The organism is Elusimicrobiota bacterium (assembly GCA_018816525.1).
Lineage (GTDB): Bacteria > Elusimicrobiota > Endomicrobiia > CG1-02-37-114 > XYA2-FULL-39-19 > OXYB2-FULL-48-7.
Map to the genome: position 1 here is coordinate 34,714 of JAHIVV010000070.1, position 18,063 is coordinate 52,776.

At 39.5% G+C, this 18,063-nt stretch carries 21 protein-coding genes; all 21 read right to left on the minus strand.

Features of this window, described 5'->3' with window-relative positions; all coding sequences use genetic code 11:
- Position 1 precedes the first annotated feature (1 nt).
- The 21 genes from rseP to KKH91_06855 all read right to left on the minus strand — a co-directional run bounded on the left by rseP (position 2) and on the right by KKH91_06855 (position 18,053).
- On the minus strand, positions 2-1,063 hold the full coding sequence (rseP, locus tag KKH91_06755; GenBank protein MBU0952502.1) for an RIP metalloprotease RseP: 1,062 nt from the start codon (positions 1,061-1,063) through the stop codon (positions 2-4).
- The gene (locus KKH91_06760) at positions 1,057-2,208 is read right to left on the minus strand and encodes a 1-deoxy-D-xylulose-5-phosphate reductoisomerase (protein ID MBU0952503.1); all 1,152 of its coding nucleotides are present in this window, start codon (positions 2,206-2,208) and stop codon (positions 1,057-1,059) included. Before KKH91_06760 ends, rseP begins: the two co-directional genes overlap by 7 nt.
- 8 nt (positions 2,209-2,216) lie before the next feature.
- Positions 2,217-3,059: a phosphatidate cytidylyltransferase gene (locus KKH91_06765; GenBank protein MBU0952504.1), complete on the minus strand. Its 843-nt coding sequence runs from the start codon at positions 3,057-3,059 to the stop codon at positions 2,217-2,219.
- A gap of 49 nt (positions 3,060-3,108) precedes the next feature.
- Positions 3,109-3,828 (minus strand): isoprenyl transferase, encoded by a 720-nt coding sequence (locus KKH91_06770; protein ID MBU0952505.1) that lies wholly within the window; start codon positions 3,826-3,828, stop codon positions 3,109-3,111.
- Entirely contained in the window at positions 3,828-4,382 is a 555-nt protein-coding gene (gene frr, locus KKH91_06775; protein MBU0952506.1) for a ribosome recycling factor, read from the minus strand. Before frr ends, KKH91_06770 begins: the two co-directional genes overlap by 1 nt.
- Before the next feature lie 21 nt (positions 4,383-4,403).
- Complete coding sequence (gene pyrH, locus KKH91_06780; GenBank protein ID MBU0952507.1) at positions 4,404-5,123, minus strand: UMP kinase; 720 nt, start codon at positions 5,121-5,123, stop codon at positions 4,404-4,406.
- Positions 5,120-5,728, minus strand: coding sequence for a translation elongation factor Ts (tsf, locus tag KKH91_06785; protein ID MBU0952508.1), 609 nt, complete (start codon positions 5,726-5,728; stop codon positions 5,120-5,122). Before tsf ends, pyrH begins: the two co-directional genes overlap by 4 nt.
- Positions 5,729-5,782: 54 nt before the next feature.
- The gene (gene rpsB, locus KKH91_06790) at positions 5,783-6,562 is read right to left on the minus strand and encodes a 30S ribosomal protein S2 (GenBank protein MBU0952509.1); all 780 of its coding nucleotides are present in this window, start codon (positions 6,560-6,562) and stop codon (positions 5,783-5,785) included.
- Between the two features lie 51 nt (positions 6,563-6,613).
- Positions 6,614-7,264 carry a 4Fe-4S binding protein gene (locus KKH91_06795; protein ID MBU0952510.1) on the minus strand — a complete coding sequence of 217 codons (651 nt, stop codon included), beginning with the start codon at positions 7,262-7,264 and terminating at the stop codon, positions 6,614-6,616.
- Between the two features lie 14 nt (positions 7,265-7,278).
- Entirely contained in the window at positions 7,279-7,872 is a 594-nt protein-coding gene (locus KKH91_06800) for an electron transport complex subunit RsxA (protein MBU0952511.1), read from the minus strand.
- The gene (rsxE, locus tag KKH91_06805; protein ID MBU0952512.1) at positions 7,862-8,473 is read right to left on the minus strand and encodes an electron transport complex subunit RsxE; all 612 of its coding nucleotides are present in this window, start codon (positions 8,471-8,473) and stop codon (positions 7,862-7,864) included. The genes KKH91_06800 and rsxE overlap by 11 nt, the downstream gene beginning before the upstream one ends.
- Positions 8,457-9,011, minus strand: coding sequence for an FMN-binding protein (locus tag KKH91_06810; GenBank protein ID MBU0952513.1), 555 nt, complete (start codon positions 9,009-9,011; stop codon positions 8,457-8,459). Before KKH91_06810 ends, rsxE begins: the two co-directional genes overlap by 17 nt.
- Positions 8,989-9,864: an RnfABCDGE type electron transport complex subunit D gene (locus KKH91_06815; protein ID MBU0952514.1), complete on the minus strand. Its 876-nt coding sequence runs from the start codon at positions 9,862-9,864 to the stop codon at positions 8,989-8,991. The genes KKH91_06810 and KKH91_06815 overlap by 23 nt, the downstream gene beginning before the upstream one ends.
- Positions 9,861-11,189 carry an electron transport complex subunit RsxC gene (gene rsxC, locus KKH91_06820; protein ID MBU0952515.1) on the minus strand — a complete coding sequence of 443 codons (1,329 nt, stop codon included), beginning with the start codon at positions 11,187-11,189 and terminating at the stop codon, positions 9,861-9,863. The genes KKH91_06815 and rsxC overlap by 4 nt, the downstream gene beginning before the upstream one ends.
- 28 nt (positions 11,190-11,217) lie before the next feature.
- Positions 11,218-11,319 (minus strand): DUF433 domain-containing protein, encoded by a 102-nt coding sequence (locus KKH91_06825; protein ID MBU0952516.1) that lies wholly within the window; start codon positions 11,317-11,319, stop codon positions 11,218-11,220.
- A gap of 33 nt (positions 11,320-11,352) precedes the next feature.
- Positions 11,353-12,465, minus strand: coding sequence for a 3-dehydroquinate synthase (gene aroB, locus KKH91_06830; GenBank protein ID MBU0952517.1), 1,113 nt, complete (start codon positions 12,463-12,465; stop codon positions 11,353-11,355).
- 82 nt (positions 12,466-12,547) lie between these two features.
- Positions 12,548-12,730: a hypothetical protein gene (locus tag KKH91_06835; GenBank protein MBU0952518.1), complete on the minus strand. Its 183-nt coding sequence runs from the start codon at positions 12,728-12,730 to the stop codon at positions 12,548-12,550.
- Positions 12,731-12,997: 267 nt separating this feature from the next.
- Complete coding sequence (nadC, locus tag KKH91_06840) at positions 12,998-13,858, minus strand: carboxylating nicotinate-nucleotide diphosphorylase (protein ID MBU0952519.1); 861 nt, start codon at positions 13,856-13,858, stop codon at positions 12,998-13,000.
- On the minus strand, positions 13,833-15,863 hold the full coding sequence (gene uvrB, locus KKH91_06845; protein ID MBU0952520.1) for an excinuclease ABC subunit UvrB: 2,031 nt from the start codon (positions 15,861-15,863) through the stop codon (positions 13,833-13,835). Before uvrB ends, nadC begins: the two co-directional genes overlap by 26 nt.
- Positions 15,864-15,880: 17 nt before the next feature.
- On the minus strand, positions 15,881-16,624 hold the full coding sequence (gene surE, locus KKH91_06850; protein MBU0952521.1) for a 5'/3'-nucleotidase SurE: 744 nt from the start codon (positions 16,622-16,624) through the stop codon (positions 15,881-15,883).
- A gap of 49 nt (positions 16,625-16,673) precedes the next feature.
- Positions 16,674-18,053 carry a response regulator SirA gene (locus KKH91_06855; GenBank protein MBU0952522.1) on the minus strand — a complete coding sequence of 460 codons (1,380 nt, stop codon included), beginning with the start codon at positions 18,051-18,053 and terminating at the stop codon, positions 16,674-16,676.
- Positions 18,054-18,063: the final 10 nt, after the last annotated feature.

The following is an 18,063-nucleotide window of genomic DNA, read 5'->3' on the forward strand; positions in this document are numbered from 1 at the left end:
ATCAATACCCGAAGAATTTTTTTGTGAATGTAAACAAGCCGATTCTTTCGAAGTCACTGTAAAATGCAAATACCATCAATAAAACGATAATTGTCAATCCGATATAATTGGTAGTCTCAATAACTTTATTACTCGCGCGTTTTTTGGTTATCAAACCCTCGATGGTAAAAAACATTATATGCCCGCCGTCAAAAATCGGAATAGGCAGAAGATTCATCAATCCTACCATTACGGAAATTCTTCCTATTAATATCAACAGGTTTGAAAATCCCACTTTTGCTGTCTGGGCTATAACTTGCGCAATACCGATAGGGCCCGAAACCTCGGGCTTTTCCATCTTTGTTATCCTGTCCCACATATAAACAAAAAATACGATATTTATTTCAATTGTATGAGCGGCTGATATCAGGAATGATTTTGCCATGCCGACCTTTTCTATCTGAACATCGGGCATAATTCCAATAACCCCGACTTTAAAATCCTTATCCATTTGCGGCGTAATTTCAAAACTCGAAACTTCATTATGCCTGCGGATTTTTATAACAAGTTTCTTTTGCGCCTGTTTATGTATAATCTCCGCGGCGTCCTGCCAAAGTTTTATTTTCTGTCCGTTTATAGAGATTATCATATCCCCGGATTTAATGCCGGCTTTAGCAGCAGGATATCCTGCTCTTACTTCGCCAATGACCGGCTTTTCTGTAGGAACTCCTAGTCCCCAAAAGTAAATGGCAATAAAAAAGAATACGAGTGCCAGAACATAATTCATTAAAGGCCCTGAAGCAACAACCAACACCCTTTTGTACCAGGGTTTTGCAAAAAATTCCCCGGGATCGCCTTTTGACTCATTATCCATTCCTCCGGCAAGTTTTACCATCCCGCCTAAAGGCACCCAGCATATTGCGTATCTGGTTTCACCCACAGTCTTCCCAACAATTTCAGGGCCAAAACCAAATGCAAATTTTTCCACTTTCATCCCGACCATTTTTGCGGAAACAAAATGCCCTAATTCATGCAGAAAAATTATTATCCCAAACGTAAATATTACCGCCAAAGCGCCTAACATTGAACTCCTCCCCTTACTCCGGCTTCTCTCCGTGCCCATCGGTCGGTTTCAAGAATCTCGTCGAGCCCGGGATTTTTTATCATTTTATGCTTATTTAAAACTTTTTCAATTACTATGGGAATATCTGAAAACTTTATTTTCTTTTTCAAAAATGCTTCTACGGCCGATTCATTTGCAGCATTAAGGGCAGAGGTCATGGTATGGCCTATTTTTCCGGCATTAAGAGCCAGTTTTAAGCAGGGGAATTTTTTTATATCAGGCGGATAGAACTCCAGTGTCCTTATAACTTCAAGGTCCAAAGGTTTAATTTTTGTTTTATGCCTTTCAGGGTAAGTAATGGCGTATTGTATTGAAAGGCGCATATCTGGTTCTGAAAAAAGCCCTATTACTGACCCGTCTATAAATTCAACCAGCGAGTGGATAATTGATTGCGGATGAATCAGTAATTTAATCTTTTCAAAAGATATATCAAAAAGATAGCGCGCTTCAATTATTTCAAGCCCTTTATTCATAAGCGTGGCTGAATCAATCGTAATCTTTCTCCCCATTTTCCATCGGGGATGGTTAAGGGCTTGTTCCACTTTTATATGTTCAAAATCAATATCTTTCTTATAGAAAGGCCCTCCTGAACCGGTAACTATGAGTTTATCAACGTTCTTTATGTCTTCATTTTTAAGGCATTGAAAAATGGCTGAATGCTCGCTATCGACAGGAATAATTGTAGCCGAATGCTTCTTCAGCAATCCATTGACTAAATTTCCAGCTATAACGAGAGATTCCTTATTAGCCAGCGCGATTGTTTTATTTGATTTGATTGCTGAAACCAGGGGATATATGCCTACAGCGCCCACTACAGAAATTAGTACAATGTCCGCTTCATCCATTCCTGAGAGAGTTTCCAGGCCTTTGTTTGAGTGAAATATTTCTATTTTTTTTGATATTTTTTCGCGAAGTAGATCAGCATCACCGGGCGAACCTACACATACTGCGGACGGGTTGAACTCTTTAATTTGCCTTTCCAGTAACTCGATGTTTGAAAAAGTGGAAAGCCCCGTAACTTTATATTCATCTTTCAGGTGCCTGGCGACATTAAGCGCCTGAATGCCAATGGAACCCGTTGAACCTAAAATAACCAAATTTTTCATAATTGAGGTCATTTGTGAAAAATGGTGAGATAATAATAAAAAAACGGCGCGGCAAATATGAAGGAATCAAACCTGTCAAGCATTCCGCCATGTCCCGGCAAAAGAACATCGGAATCTTTTAAACCCACATCCCTTTTCAAAAGCGATTCGGAAAGATCGGAGATAAATCCGATTACAATAATAAAAAAACTTACAACGATAACTTCTATTAACTTTAATTCTTTAAGCGCAAATATTTTCCACATTGCCAGGGCAAATATTATACCTATTACAATGCCGCCCAGAGCGCCTTCTACCGTTTTTTGCGGGCTGATTTTTTCTGCTAATTTCATCCTGCCAAACCTTTTCCCAACCAGATAAGCGCCTGTATCAGCTATCCAAATCAGCAAAAACAGGAAAAATGAATACTTATTTCCGTTAGGGTTGATATCTCTTAACAATAGTATGTGCCCAAAGGTCCAGGAAATAATGAAAAGGCCGAAAAGAGTAAGTGCAATCCTTATAATAGACCCGTTTACTTCAGTCCTGTTGGAAAATCCAATACGCAGTATTTCGTAACAAAAAAAAGCGAGTAAAGCCAGCGTGAAAACTATAGAGGTTAACTGGCTCTGGGCCGGGCTAAGAATTTTTGACCCGTTAAAATATATGGCAAGCATAATCAGCAAACCGAAAATATAACCGTTTGCTTTTTGCAGGTTGAATTGCGTCCTGTCGATTATGAAAAAATATTCCTGAAGCGAAAAAAGAACAATGATAATTACAAGAATAAAAAAAGGAACATCTCCGAAATGTATGGCAAGCAGTATAATGGGTATCCCTATAATCGCTGTCAAAAGCCTTGGTAGAATCATTTTTTCCTATTTAATACCCCATGCTACGCGCTTGGAAGCGTATGGGGTACTATATCCCTCCGAAACGCCTTTCTCTCGACTGGTAATCAATAATTGCTTTATATAACTCGGCTGTATCAAAATCAGGCCAGAGCACTTTTGTAAAATAAATTTCAGAATAAGCTATCTGCCAGAGAAAAAAATTTGAAACCCTCTGTTCTCCTGAAGTGCGTATAAGCAGGTCAGGATCGGGCAGACTACCGGTAAATAAATATTTTGATAGTGTTTCTTCATCCGTTTTTTTAATACCGGCTTCCGCCATTTTATTAAAAGCAGCAACTATTTCCTGCCTTGAACCGTAATTCAAACACAGGTTCAAAACCATTTTTTTGCAACCGGCTGTATATTTTTGGGATTTTCTTATTTCTTCCTGTATCCTATCTGGAAATTTTGATGTATCTCCGGTTATAACCAGCCGGAACTCATTTTCTTTCAACTCGCTTATCTGTTTGAGGTAATCATACAAAATATTCATCAAGGCTTTCACTTCAAGAACAGGCCTCGCGAGCCAGTTTTCAGTGGAAAGAGCATAAAGGGAAAGGTATTTTATTCCTATGTTATCTGCAGCTTTAATTATCTCTTTAACGGTTTTTGCACCGGCTTTATGCCCGAAAACCCTTGGCAATCTTCTTTTTTTTGCCCATCTGCCGTTGCCATCCATAATTACAGCGATATGCAAGGGCAGCTTTTTTTTGTCTATTTTGTCAAATAACTCTTTTGCTATATCCATTAAGACATAATCTCTTTTTCTTTGGCAATAAGGATTTCGTCAATTTTTTTGATGTAAAATTCTGTGGTTTTTTGAAGCCTATCTTCACCCTTGAATCTCTGGTCTTCAGTAATCTTTTTTTCTTTTTCAGTTTTTTTAATCTGCTCTATCGCTTTATGGCGGTCATTTCTTATAGAAACCCTGTATTCTTCCGCCATTTTATTTAATTGTTTTACAAAATCTTTTCTACGCTCTTCCGTTAAAGGCGGAATAACCAGCCTGATTACTTTCCCGTCGTTAACCGGATTAAGGCCTACGGCAGCCTGCGCTATTCCTTTTTCAATGGCCGGTATCACTGTTGCGTCCCAGGGCCTGATTTCTATTGTTTTAGCATCGGGTACTGAAATACCTGCCACCTGGTTAAGCGGCATTATGGAGTTATAAGCGTTAACTTTTACTCCGTCAATTAAAGTGGGGCTGGCGCGCCCGGTTCTCAAGGTTGAGGTGTCCTGTTTGAACCTTTCAATAGTTTTTTTCATAAAATCTTCAGCCTGGCTTATTACGCTGTCAATCATTGTTGTGTTCCCCTTTTAAAATCAATGCACTATTGTGCCTATTTTCTCGCCTTTCAGGGCACGGACGATATTCCCCCATTTCTGCAGGTTGAATACCATTATTTTAACCTTATTTTCCATGCAAAGGGAAAACGCGGTTATATCCATTATTTTTAATTTCTTTTCTATGGCTTCCATGAATGATATTTCGGAATATTTTTTTGCGGAAGGGTTTTTCATCGGGTCGGAAGTATACACCCCGTCAACTTTTGTCGCTTTAAAAAGAATATCTGCTTTAAGTTCTACCGCCCGCAGTGCGGCAGTGGTATCAGTAGTGAAGTAAGGGTTACCTGTTCCGCCGGCAAAAACAACTACTTTTCCCATCTGGAAATATTTTACTGTGGCTTTTTCTGAAAACGGTTCACAAAGTTTTCCTATTTCGATCGCTGACTGCACTATTGCAGGCACCCCTGCAGATTCAAAAGCGTTCTGAAGCGCAAGGGCATTCATTACAGTTCCCAGCATTCCCATATAATCCGAGGTAACGCGGTCCAGCCCTTTTATTCTTTCTTCAGCGCCGCGCCAGATATTGCCGCCGCCGATAACAATCCCAAGTTCAACGCCCAATTTTGCTGTCTGTTTGACTTCATTAGAAATTTTATCCAACATTTCAGGGGCGATGCCAAATCTCTTGTCTCCGGCAAGCATTTCACCCGAAAGTTTCAGAATAACCCTTTTAAATTTCAAACAGGGCTGTTTCATAGTTCTTCGCCCAATTGAAACCTTGCAAATCTCCTTACGACAATATTTTCTCCGGTTTTCGCGATTGCCGCGGTAACCATATCTTTTATTTTCTCTTTGCCCGAACAATCCCTGATATAGGGCTGGTCTAGCAGGCATACTTGCTGGAAATATTTTTCAAGCTTTCCTTCGACAATCTTATCAACAATTTTTTCAGGTTTTCCGTCAGCCAATACCTGTTTACGGTATATTTCTTTTTCTTTTTCAATCACATCCTGTGGAATGGATTCTCTGGAAACAAAGAAAGGATTTGCCGCAGCTACCTGCAGGCCAATTTCTTTCACCAGTTTTTTAAATTCGTCTGTTTTCGCAACAAAATCCGTTTCACAATTCACTTCAAGCAGCACGCCTATCCTGTCGCCTGAATGAATATAAGAAGCAATTAAGCCGTTCTTTGTTTCCCTGTTGGCTTTTTTTAAAGCCTGAGTCATGCCTTTCTCGCGCAATAACTGCAATGCCTTGTCAAGATCACCGCACGTTTCTGTAAGCACTTTTTTACAATCTACCATTCCTGCGCCGGAAGTCGCACGCAGCTTCTGTATTAGTTCAACGTTTATTTCTGCCATTGTCTCCTCTTTCATACCCAATGCCACTCGCTTAGGAAGAGTATTGGGTATTATTTATCCTTTCGTTTCGTTTAGTTCTACTTCTTTTGCAAGCTCTTCATCCGGAATTCCAAATTCGCCTGTCTGCTTTACCGCCTGGCCTTCCTGGTCCAGGGTTCCCTTTCCTTCCATAACAGCGTCTGCAATTATTGAGCAGAAAAGGCTGATAGCGCGCACCGCATCGTCATTTCCCGGAATAGGGTAATCTACGATATCCGGGTCGGAATTTGTGTCGCAGATGGCAACAATGGGTATATGCATTTTTTTCGATTCCTGGACAGCAACATCTTCGTCGGTCGGGCTTACGACAAACATTACCCCTGGAAGCTGCCCCATATTTTTTATTCCCCTGAGAGAACTCTCCAGTTTCATCATTTCTTTCTGTCTTTTGCTTCTTTCCTTAGGCGAAAGTAATTCAAAAATTCCTTCTTCTTTCATTTTTTCAAGTTCTTTAAGCCTATTGACGGACTTTCGAATAGTTGCAAAATTTGTTAAGGTTCCGCCAAGCCACCTTTTTGAAACAAAAAAAGCTCCGCATCTTTTTGCTTCCGTTTCAACAACATCCGCTGACTGTTTCTTGGTCCCGACAAAAAGCACCGGCTTGCCTAAAGCTACCATATCTCTGACAAATTTATACGCTCTTTTTAGTTCCTTTACGGTTTTTTGAAGGTCAATAATATGTATTTTATTGCGCTCACAAAAAATAAACTTGCTCATTTTGGGATTCCATTGTCTGGTTTGATGCCCAAAATGCACTCCTGCTTCAAGCAAAGACTTCATCGTGATGGATGACATACTTTTTACTTCCTCCTCTTTCCCCTTAAGTTTTATTTTTATCAGTATTGTTCATACTACTGGTAAAATTCTTTCAATCGTATTTGCAGGGCATCGTTCAACACACAAACCGCAATTGCTGCATTTATTATAGTTTACAACCGCCAGGTTATTTTCAATCTTTATGGCTTTTGTAGGACATATTTTAACACATATACCGCATGAAATGCAACCTGTCGCGCAAATTTCCCTTACATACCTGCCGGCGTTCAGGGAAGAACATTTAATATGAACATCATATTTAGAAGGAACAAGTGAAATTATTTTTTTTGGGCAGGCGCTAACACAAAGGCCGCAACCGGTACAAGTGTTCTTGTTTACCGCGGGTATTTCGCCTTTAACGTGCGAAATTGCGCCTTCGGCACAGGCTTGTGCGCAATCGCCAAAACCTATACATCCGTAAATACATTCCTTCTTGCCCCTGAAAATTTTGCTGGCTGCAAAACAGGTTTCTACGCCCTGATAGGCATACTTGTCGGAACAGTTGTTTCCCCCTGCGCAATAAATAACAGCAGAAATATTTTCCGGATTCTGTTTGGGATCTTCGCAGGCCCCGTTCCCTGAATGCACAGACTCGAAACCCGGAAAACAATGTATGCCCGTCAAAACTAATGCAACCGTAAAACCTAACGCACCAAGAATCAAAATCGGAGAATAATCCATAAATAATCGCCTGTTTACAACCCAAACAAACCGCGCAGACCTAATATTGCAATTGACATAAGCCCGGCAAGAATAAATTCAATCGGGTAACCCTTCAATGCTTTTGGAATCGGCGCGGATCCAACCCGTTCTTTCATTCCGGCAAACAGTATTATAGCAAGAACATACCCAAAAGCAATACCCAAACTGTAAATAATGCTATTAACCAGGTCAAGCTTATATTCGGTATTTAACAACAAAACTGCCAGAATTATACAATTTGCCGTAATAACGGACAGGCTGTTTCCGGCTGTCGAAAAATAGTTTGCCAGAACTTTTTTTAATATAAATTCCTGAATTTGAACCAATAAAACTATGATGAGTACGAATGATACCAATTTCAGGTATTCAAGTTTGTAAGGAATAAGCGCTAAGTTATAAAACAGCCAGGATAAAATAGTGGCTGCCAGATTAACGCATACTATCGGCACGGCTGCGTTCAACGAACTTTTAAGGCTATTCGACATGCTAAAAAAAGAACATAAGCCTATAGTCCTTATGAGGACTATGTTATTTACAACAAAAGCACTTAAAAAAATCAATACTGGGTTTGTGGTATTATTTATCATTTTTTTCTGAAAACCTAGAACGAAACCAGTTTAAGATACCAAGCAGGATTCCGATGAGAAGAAACCCTCCCGCAGGCAAAACCATAACATTCACGGGCTCCTGAAAAAGTTGTTGGCCCATAAAAGCCCCGCTTCCTAATATTTCCCGCAGGGATCCGATCAGCAAGATTACTATTGAGAATCCAATACTGAAACCGGCCGCATCCAGAAAAGAATGAGTTGTGGAATTTTTCACAGAATAAAATATTTCAGAACTGTTCAGCAGTAAACAATTTGCCATAATAAGCGGTATAAAAATACCCAAATATGCCGAAAGTTCAATAAAATAGGCCTGGATAAAATAATCAACGAACGTCGTATAAAACGCTATTATTACCATAGATGCAGGTATTTTTATTTCATTGGGAACAAATTTTCTAATAAGCGAAATCGTTAACCCTGAACATATTAAAACAAAGGAAACAGCTGCGCCCAGGCCTATACTGTTATAAGCTGTAGTCGTAATTGCCAATACCGGGCACAGGCCTACCATCAGGACAACGACAGGATTAGCCCGCCATATTCTTGAAAGAAAAGCATTTAAATTACTGTTCTGTAGCATTGATTGATTCTACTTCCTCCACTGCTTTTTTAAGCGCTTTTATATACGCCTTTGAAGAAACGTCTGCACCCGGAATTATGCTGATATCTTTTCCGTTTTTTTCAAGCTTCAGGTCATGAAATTTTAAGCCTATAAATTTCTTGAAAAAATCACTTTTTGAAGAATCATCTTCAAGGTTAATTCTAAAATCTGCGTTCAATATTTTTATTCCCAATATTCTATTTTCCTGGTCCACTCCGAATAAAATTTCAATATCGCCGTTGTAGTCGCGCACATTTAACTTTACGATTTTCCCTCTTTGTACATGCTGTTTGTCGAACCCTGCAATAAATTCTCTGTTACCGGCTGTTTTATTTTCAAACCAAGCTGAATTAGGAAGAACCTGTCTGTATAACAAAATTAAAGTTTCAGTTTTTCTCTGTTTTATTACCGGTTCAATTGCAAGATATAGCTGTGATATTAGTAACGCTGAAATCATGCAAAGAAAAGCCAGTTTTAAGGATGAGGCAGCTGTTTTAATAAGTATTTTTGAATTCATCAGACCCCAAACCTTTTTTTCTGGTGACTTTATCGATAACAGGCGTAAACATATTCATTATTAAAATCGAATAATATATTCCTTCCGGAAAAGCGCCTTTCAATCTTATTAACATTGTCAGCAGTCCGCAGCCGATACCAAAAATAATCTTTCCGTTTCCTGAAACAGGCGTTGTTACCGGGTCCGTTGCCATAAAAACAGCGCCTAATAACAGTCCTCCGGTTAAAACCTGAAAAAGCGGATTATTTCTTGTAACTATTGATAAAAGAACAACTGTCACAACCAAGCTCAAGGGCGCATGTAAGGTAATTTGTCTGCGAAAAATTAAATACAATGCACCGGCTATAATTGCAATTTTTGAAACTTCACCCAGGGCTCCCGGCATATTCCCCAAGAACATATTAAATTTAGTTATCTCTAAAGAAGCCGGAATACCGGCAATTTCTTTTGACCAGGAAAGCTGGACAAAAGCCCTTGCAATTAACGCAGGGTTAAATGGATTGTGGCCAATACCGCCAAAAAATTGTTTACCTATCAATATTGCAAAAACTGCCCCGCAAGCGACTATCCACAAAGGAGCTGACGCTGGCAGAGTAAGGGAAAAAATAATTCCTGTCACTACAGCAGAAAGGTCATTAATAGTGTTTTTTCTTTTAGCTATTTTTTCAAATACAATTTCAGTCAAGCAGCAAAATAACACGCTGGTTGAAACAATCAACAAAGAATCCTTTCCAAAAAAAATAACGCCCGCTATAACTGAAGGCAACAATGCAAAGAGTACGTCCAGCATCACATGCCTGATTGTTTTTTCAGATCTAATATGTGGCGAAACAGAAACAAATAACGGGTTCATTGTTTTCCCAGGACTTTCCCTTTAGCCAGTTTTATCTGCTGGACCATGGGCCTTTTTGCTACACAAACATAAGAACAGCAGCCGCATTCTATACATTCTTCAGGGAATAATTTTCCGCACTCTCCCCAAAGAGAATTCTCCGAGTAAACGCTCAGAAAGTTAGGCATTAATTTCATGGGACAAACGTCAATACACCTGCCGCATCTTATGCACGGATCAAATTCATATTGTATGTTTTTTTCTTCCTGTTGAATTACTATTATCCCGGAAGTGTTCTTGACAATTGGAATATCAGCCGTAAATTGAGCGGTCCCTTTCATAGCCCCGCCGATAATCAGTTTCACCGGCCGCTGCAAGGCAGCGGACGAAGCAACGTAGCCGCTTTGGGAGAGCAAATCCGAAACAAGCGCACCGATTCTGACGTTATAATTTCCGGGAAATTTAATATCGTTCCCGGCCACGGTTACGATTCTTGAAATCAGAGGCATATTTTTTACTACGGCCTGCTCGATAGCGTAACTTGTGCCTACGTTCCAGACAACTGCGCCGGTGTCTAAAGAAGTTACATTTGAAGGCGCTTCACGGTTAAGGACTGCTTTTATAAGTTGTTTTTGGGCCCCTTGCGGGTATTTTGATTTTAAGATTTTTATAGTTATATTCGGCACGGTAAAAACTTCTTTTCTGAGGGCCTTTATCGCTTCTGTTTTATTTTCTTCAACTGCAATAAACCCTTTGTGGACGTCCAGGATGTACATCAATATTTTTAAACCTTCAACAATTTCCCCGGCATTTTCACGCATAAGCCTGTCGTCACAGGTTATATAGGATTCAGATTCGCAGCCGTTGAGTATGCAAGTATCAATTTCTTTTGACAAGGCAAGCTTCAGGTTTGAAAGATAACCCTCTCCGCCCATGCCTACAATTCCGGATTCCTGGATAATTTTAATAAGCTCGTCGTGCGAATAACGGAAATAATCCCAGTGAGTTTTTTTTGTTTCAATTTTGTTATCCTTATTGTCCGATTCTATAATAATGGATAATACAGGCTCATTTATGAATGGATGGTTGTAGGGGCCGATGTCCCTGACAATGCCGGAAATGCTTGAGTGTATGGTAGAAGAAATGTTTCCACGTACTTCCCCGATTTTTTGCCCGGTTAGTACATAATCGCCGTTTTTTACTATAGCAAGCGCGGTTTCTCCAAAATGCTGATTTAAAGGAATTACAACTTTCTTTGGAAGGGCTGTTGCTTTTACTCTTATATCTTCGGTTGTTTTTTTAAATAAAGGTGGAAAAATTCCTCCCTTAAAGGTAAGATTTGGCATAATTCAGAATTATATAAATTTATACTTATTAATGCAAGGAAGACAGGAGTTCATTAACCATGTCTTGGTGGTGGTATCCTTCAACCTGTACGGGAACTCTTGTCCCCCTACTAACAGGCTTGCCGCCCATAATATTAGGATTGAATTCAATTCTATTTTTCCATTATTTTATTAATCTTTTTTCAAGGACAGAACGGATTATTTGGTTTGGGATGCCGGTTTTGACGGTCACTTTTCCTATATCAACCGGCAGGACAAACTTGTTTTGGCCTTTCCGGAATTTCTTGTCATATTTCATTATTTCCATTAAGGAACTTACGGTACAACCCTTTATTTTGACAGGAAGGCCGGCTTTTGCAATTAATCTTTCTATTTGCAAACATTTACTTTCAGCCAGCAATCCAAGCTTGAAAGAAATTTCCGCTTCGCACACCATTCCAATTGCGACAGCTTCGCCATGGCTCGTTTTGAAATTCCCCGCCCCTTCGATCGCATGCCCTACAGTATGGCCATAATTAAGTATTATCCGTATATTTTTTGTTTCTTTTTCGTCCAACTGGACTATATCCCTTTTTATTTTGGTTGATTTTCCTATAATATACCCCAGGGCTTCCGGCCCGTAATCAAGTATTTGCGCAATGTTCTTATCAATAAAATGGAATAGTTCCGCTTCTTTAATAACACCGTACTTTATAATTTCAGCCAAACCGTTTAGTAATTCCTTTTTCGGCAATGTTTTGAGAAATGAAATATCTGTCAGTACTAGACTGGGTTGATAGAAAGAACCTACTATATTTTTTATTATTTTCCCTTTCCTTCTAAAATCAATACCGGTCTTTCCGCCAATGCTTGAATCTACAGCAGAAAGCAAAGTGGTAGGCATTTGAACGAAAGGCACGCCTCTGCGGTATGAAGAAGCAACAAATCCCGCCATATCCCCCACTACTCCTCCGCCTAACGCTAAAACAGTCATCTTTTTCTTTTTGCCGTTATCAAAATCAAGAACTTTTCCCAATAATTGTTCGTAATTAAGCCAGGATTTGTTATTTTCACCGTCCGGAAAAATCCCAAAACCAATATCGTTAATACCGGAACGCTTCAGCTCTGAATTGACGGCTTTGCCGTATAAACCGAATATTTTCGGGCTGCTTATTATGAAAACACTTTCTGCAATATTGAGTTTTTTGATATCAGCGGCAAGAGTGTGTGCTAGATTTGATCCAATAACTATTTTATAGCTGGAGGAATTTGTTTTTAAAACAATGGTTTTTGACATTGGTCCCTGCAATAAAAAAATAAACCCACAAAATCAAAAGGATAGCGGCTGTTTATTTAAACCTATAAATCAGGTATTGAACCTATATTAAATCTTCTGAACCGAGGGTTTTCTTTTTGCCGTCTGCTTTTACTTTCTCTGTTGAAGCCTTGATCATCTCTTCAACTTTTTTTGAAAGCACATCAAGATAGCTCGGGCTTGTGCGCAATCCGCTTTCTTTTACCAGCTTTTTTACTTTACTTGCTACAACAAGAATCTCTGCCATGTTTCTCCACCAGCCTTTTTTTAGTTTCACCTACATAGGTTTAATTGTATCTAGTGGCTTTTTTTAGCAAAAAAGAAATAATTTTGCAAATCGCTTATTTTAATATTCCCGGTATCTATAAAATGGCTTACGGAATATGAGTATACCCAATCGTCATTCAGTGGAAATTTTTTTTCTTTTGCAGCTGGAAAGCAATAAGAATGAACAAATAAGCTGTGAAAATTACTAACAATTTTTTACGCATAATGTTTCAGGTATTTCATGCGATTATTTTACAATATCTAGTGAAAAATCTACGGCCGGAGATGAGTGAGTGATTTCACCTACAGAAATCCTATCTGCTCCCAGCTTTGCAATTCTGGCCACATTCTTAAGGTTCACCCTGCCGGAAACCTCTATTTCAATATTTTTTTTCGATTTCTTTATGAACTTTATTGCTTTCTTCAGAGTTTTAATGTCCATATTATCAAGCATTATAATATTAACATTATTTGCGGCCGCTAATTCCACATCGCGCATATTATCCGCTTCAAATTCGATTTTCATGCCGTAAGGCAATTTACTCTTCAGGGAAGAAATAAGCTGGTAGGAAGGTATCCTGCCGTAGCGGTAAATACTGATATAATTATCTTTTACCAGGGCCATGTCGTAAAGGCCCATACGGTGATTTACGCCGCCGCCGCAAATTACAGCATATTTTTCAAGCACTCTTAAATTGGGCGTTGTCTTCCTTGTGTCATAAATTTCCGCGGTTGTTTTTTTTATTTTTCTGGCATATTTATTTGTATGTGTGGCTATGCCGCTCAGGTGCGCTAAAAAATTAAGAGCAGTCCTTTCGCCGGAAAGAATGGCTCTTGCCAAACCTGAAACAACGGCGAGAGTCCTGCCTTTTTTTATAGTGTCCCCGTCGCTGAATTTTGCCCTCCAGACACATTTCTTATCGAGAAGTTTAAAAACCTGCCTGGCTACAGCCAGCCCCGAAACTACTGCCTGGTCCTTGGCAATAATTTTTGCCGAAATTCTTAAGGTAGGTGAAATAAGGTTCAAGGCCGTAATGTCGCCGGTACCTATATCTTCAGCCAGCGCGCTTTTAATCAAAGGATTACACTTTTTTAAGTCCAGTTTCATTTATACCAGCTCCTCCGGCCCTTTTATGAGCCATCATTTCTTTAATTTCAAACATTTTATCGCGGTAAGCCGTAGCCAGCTCAAAATCCAGGCTATCTGCAGCCTGCTTCATTTTTTCTTCGATTTCCCTCATCAATACCGGCAACTGTTTATTATTTGAAAATTCTATTCCATCTTCTCTTATCAGCGATAAAGCTTCAGTTTTGGATTTATACTGAAATTCTTCAAGTTCCCGTATTCCCTTGATAATAGATCTGGGCGTTATGTGCTGGTCTATATTATATTGAGACTGTATTTTTCTTCTGCGGTTCATTTCATCCGTTGCCCTCTTTATAGAACCGGTTATGGTATCTGCGTAGAGTATTACTCTTCCTGAAATATTTCTGGCCGCCCTGCCGCAAACCTGTATAAGGCTGGTTTCAGAGCGTAAAAAACCTTCCTTATCCGCATCCAATACAGCCACAAGCCCTACCTCAGGCAGGTCGAGACCTTCTCTTAAAAGATTCACCCCTACCAGGCAATCAAAATCACCTTTTCTTAAATCTCTCAAAATTTCTATTCTTTGCAAAGCGTCAATTTCGCTGTGAAGATATTTTACTTTCAGGTTTTTCTCTTCTAAATATTCAGCCAGGTCTTCAGCCATAGCTTTTGTCAGGGTTGTTACAAGAACCCTTTCTTTGAGCCTGGCGCAATTTTCAACTTCTTTAATCAGGTCTTCAACCTGCGTACTTACGGGCCTTATAACAACTTCCGGGTCAACGAGACCTGTCGGCCTGATTATTTGCTCTACAATAACGCCTTTTGTTTTATTCAGCTCGTATTTGCCGGGAGTTGCAGAAACATAAAGAGATTTATCCAACAGAGTTTCAAATTCAGCGAATTTCAGCGGCCTGTTATCCATCGCTGAAGGAAGGCGGAAACCAAAATCCACTAGGACTTTTTTACGGGAACGGTCGCCTTCGTACATTCCATAAACCTGGGGTATAGTAACGTGGGATTCGTCAATTATAGTAAGAAAATCTTTTCCGAAGTAGTCAATAAGGCAGTAAGGCCGTTCACCCGGCCGCCTGCCGGCGAAATACCTTGAATAGTTTTCTATCCCATGGCAAAAACCGGTCTCACGCATCATTTCCATGTCATACTTTGTGCGCATCTCAAGCCGCTGCGCTTCCAATAATTTTCCTTCTTTTCTGAACCAATCAAGCCTCTGTCCCAATTCTTCTTCAATTGCTTTTAATGCTTCCTCAAATTTCGGCTGGGTAACTACAAAGTGGCTTGCCGGATAAATTAATGTCTTGTCTTTTTCCAGGATTTTTCTTCCGGTCACCGGGTTTATTTCTACAATGCTTTTTATAACATTTTCGTCATATTCTATTCTTAAAGCAGTTTCAAGATAGGCAGGCCAAATTTCAACAACATTGCCTCTAACCCTGAATTTGCTTCTTTCAAAAGCTATATCATTGCGTTCATAACGGATTTCTACCAATTCTTTAAGCAGCAATTCCCGTTTTTTAACTGCGCCTTTATCAATGGAAACGCATAACTCCTCGAAGTCTGACGGTGAACCGATATTATAGATACAGGAAACGGAGGCAACAAGCACCACGTCTTTTTTTTCAAGAAGCGAGGCAGTAGCTTTTAATCTTAACCGGTCGATATGCTGGTTTATTGAAGCATCTTTGTCAATATATGTGTCAGTCTGGGGCACGTAGGCTTCAGGCTGGTAATAGTCGTAATAGGATATGAAATATTCTACGGCATTTTCAGGAAAGAATTGCTTGAATTCTGCATAAAGCTGTGCGGCAAGGACTTTATTGTGCGAGATGATTAGGGTTGGTTTCTGCAGTTTTTCAATAACATTGGCCATGGTAAAAGTTTTACCAGACCCTGTAACGCCGAGAAGAACCTGACTGTTCCTACGGCATCTTTCATATTCGTAAATAATCTGTTTTATTGCTTCCGGTTGGTCGCCTGCCGGTTTAAAATCAGAAACTAGCTTGAACATTTATTGTCTTCGAAAAGTTAAATTTTTATTTCCTTCAATTTTTCTACGGCTTCAAAATCAGTGCCGTTTAGCGTTAAAGGTGTCACGGATATTTTATTTTTTTCCACAGCATAGATGTCCGTGCCGGGTTTGTTTTCGTTTGCAACCACCTTACCTTTCAACCAGTAATAATTTAGGCCGTAAGGGTCCTTTCTGGTTTCTATGGTGTCGTCATATATTTTTTTGCCCAGCGTGGTTATTTCAATACCTTTAATTCTGCCTGCAGAAACATCGGGGACATTTATGTTCAGCAGGATGTTTTTTTCAAATTCCCCGTTTAAAACATTTTTTGACAGCTTGGCCGCAAATTTAGCCGCAGTCTGGAAATTTTTTCCTGTCCTGCTCACTAGCGACACTGCTATCGAAGGTATGCCCATAAATGTTCCTTCTCTTGCAGCGCCTACCGTTCCGGAATAAAATATATCAACACCAAGATTTGAACCAAAGTTAATTCCAGAAACAACAAGGTCTATATTTCTGGAACCCACTTGAATTATTCCGAACCTTACGCAATCTGCAGGTGTGCCGTCCATCACATAAGTGTTTCCAGAAATTTGCCTTGCGCGCACAGGCCCGCGCAAAGTCATAGAATGGCTTACGGCAGATTGTTCTTTTTCCGGGACTACAACAAAAACTTTTCCCAGTTTGGAAATTTCTTTTACCAACGGGCTTAACCCGATACCAAAAATCCCGTCATCATTTGAAACAAGTATTCTTTTCATGATTTAATTCAGTATAGCAAATTATTTGATGCAAGCATTAATGCTTGCATCAATACTTGTAGGTGCTGCCGCCAATAAATTCACGCAAAAGCGATCTTCTTGGTATTACAGAATCGTCTTTAAGCTCTTCAATCTGCATTAATAACTCATAAACACGTTTTGCCCGGATAAATGCGTCCACTTTTTTCGGGTCGGATTCGTATTCCCTGATTATTGAAGGAAAGTATTTAAAAAGATACTTTTTGTAAACAGGAAGCTCATAAGCAAGAGCGCTATTGAAAACGTGGTCAACTTTTCCTATGAAAGGCACAATATATTTCATTTCGCTTCTGCGCACATAATGCCAGTGGCCTACAGTTTTACCGGGGTCATAACCCCTGTGCCAGGAATCACGGACCATCCGGCGCAACATGCGCAAATCAGCCCAGCGCACAAATTCCCCGGAGTCATCTTTCAACTGGCACATAGCCTCTATATAAAGTTTAAATTTCAGTTCCTTTGGAATATTTGAAGACAATTCGTCGTATAAACCGTGAAGGCTGTCAATTAAAAGAATTTGACCCGGTTTAAGGCTGAACTCTACTGCATTTAGTGTCCGTAGACCTGTTTTAAAATCATATTTAGGCGATTTTATTGTTTTTCCTTCCAGCAATTGGTCAAGATGCCTGTTAACCAACAGCAAATCCAGGGCATGCGGAGTCTCAAAGTCATAATCGCCATATTCATCTTTTGGATGTTCATCCAGATTTTTGAAATAGTTATCCAGATTCATCAACGAAAAAGTTACACCTTCTTTTTGAAGTATCTCGCCTATTTTTATGGTAGTGGTTGTTTTCCCCGAACTGGAAGGTCCTGCAACAATAGCAATCCTGATTCTATTCTTATTTTTGATTATTTTTTTTGCTACTGAATTTATTTCGTCCTGGTAGGTTTTTTCAGAATCCCTGATTAAAGTCCTGAAATTCGCGCTTTTAACCCTCTTGTTAAGTTTTTTTACTGTATCGCAGTTATGGTCAACATTCCAGCTGAAAACCTTTAAGAGATTTTTATAAGGGACATTATCCTCAATTATTATTGAAGATTCCTTTTTTTCGCGAAGTTCACTATGTTTATGCCTGTAAAGAATATATGCTTTTGCCGTTCTGAAATGGCCGCCTTCTACAAGCACTTTTTCGGTAAGGTCTGAGATTTCTTCAACGCTTGGCGTAGAAGCCTGCGGGTATAATTCACTCATCATTTTTATTACTTCGTCAGCCAGTTCACTAGCCTGTTCTTTATCGCCTCCGCCGACAGCAAGCGCAGCTTTCAAAATCGAGTTTAGTATCCTTTCACGGTTAAAGGACACTATAGACCCGTTTCTTTTAATTATCTTTTTTATTTTGTAACTCTCTATTTTTGTTTCAGGAAAGAGGAATTGCTGCTTTGGCATCGTGCGGAAA

What these genes read in the sequence shown, in the direction of transcription:
- KKH91_06815 (MBU0952514.1), bottom strand. Translation starts at nt 9,864, where the DNA reads ATGAACCCGTTATTTGTTTCTGTTTCGCCACATATTAGATCTGAAAAA.
- frr (MBU0952506.1), bottom strand. Translation starts at nt 4,382, where the DNA reads ATGATTGACAGCGTAATAAGCCAGGCTGAAGATTTTATGAAAAAAACT.
- tsf (MBU0952508.1), bottom strand. Translation starts at nt 5,728, where the DNA reads ATGGCAGAAATAAACGTTGAACTAATACAGAAGCTGCGTGCGACTTCC.
- KKH91_06810 (MBU0952513.1), bottom strand. Translation starts at nt 9,011, where the DNA reads ATGAATTCAAAAATACTTATTAAAACAGCTGCCTCATCCTTAAAACTG.
- KKH91_06765 (MBU0952504.1), bottom strand. Translation starts at nt 3,059, where the DNA reads ATGATTCTACCAAGGCTTTTGACAGCGATTATAGGGATACCCATTATA.
- aroB (MBU0952517.1), bottom strand. Translation starts at nt 12,465, where the DNA reads ATGTCAAAAACCATTGTTTTAAAAACAAATTCCTCCAGCTATAAAATA.
- KKH91_06760 (MBU0952503.1), bottom strand. Translation starts at nt 2,208, where the DNA reads ATGAAAAATTTGGTTATTTTAGGTTCAACGGGTTCCATTGGCATTCAG.
- KKH91_06800 (MBU0952511.1), bottom strand. Translation starts at nt 7,872, where the DNA reads ATGATAAATAATACCACAAACCCAGTATTGATTTTTTTAAGTGCTTTT.
- rsxC (MBU0952515.1), bottom strand. Translation starts at nt 11,189, where the DNA reads ATGCCAAATCTTACCTTTAAGGGAGGAATTTTTCCACCTTTATTTAAA.
- rseP (MBU0952502.1), bottom strand. Translation starts at nt 1,063, where the DNA reads ATGTTAGGCGCTTTGGCGGTAATATTTACGTTTGGGATAATAATTTTT.
- nadC (MBU0952519.1), bottom strand. Translation starts at nt 13,858, where the DNA reads ATGAAACTGGACTTAAAAAAGTGTAATCCTTTGATTAAAAGCGCGCTG.
- surE (MBU0952521.1), bottom strand. Translation starts at nt 16,624, where the DNA reads ATGAAAAGAATACTTGTTTCAAATGATGACGGGATTTTTGGTATCGGG.
- KKH91_06855 (MBU0952522.1), bottom strand. Translation starts at nt 18,053, where the DNA reads ATGCCAAAGCAGCAATTCCTCTTTCCTGAAACAAAAATAGAGAGTTAC.
- KKH91_06770 (MBU0952505.1), bottom strand. Translation starts at nt 3,828, where the DNA reads ATGGATATAGCAAAAGAGTTATTTGACAAAATAGACAAAAAAAAGCTG.
- KKH91_06835 (MBU0952518.1), bottom strand. Translation starts at nt 12,730, where the DNA reads ATGGCAGAGATTCTTGTTGTAGCAAGTAAAGTAAAAAAGCTGGTAAAA.
- pyrH (MBU0952507.1), bottom strand. Translation starts at nt 5,123, where the DNA reads ATGAAACAGCCCTGTTTGAAATTTAAAAGGGTTATTCTGAAACTTTCG.
- rpsB (MBU0952509.1), bottom strand. Translation starts at nt 6,562, where the DNA reads ATGTCATCCATCACGATGAAGTCTTTGCTTGAAGCAGGAGTGCATTTT.
- rsxE (MBU0952512.1), bottom strand. Translation starts at nt 8,473, where the DNA reads ATGCTACAGAACAGTAATTTAAATGCTTTTCTTTCAAGAATATGGCGG.
- KKH91_06825 (MBU0952516.1), bottom strand. Translation starts at nt 11,319, where the DNA reads ATGGGCGGCAAGCCTGTTAGTAGGGGGACAAGAGTTCCCGTACAGGTT.
- KKH91_06795 (MBU0952510.1), bottom strand. Translation starts at nt 7,264, where the DNA reads ATGGATTATTCTCCGATTTTGATTCTTGGTGCGTTAGGTTTTACGGTT.
- uvrB (MBU0952520.1), bottom strand. Translation starts at nt 15,863, where the DNA reads ATGTTCAAGCTAGTTTCTGATTTTAAACCGGCAGGCGACCAACCGGAA.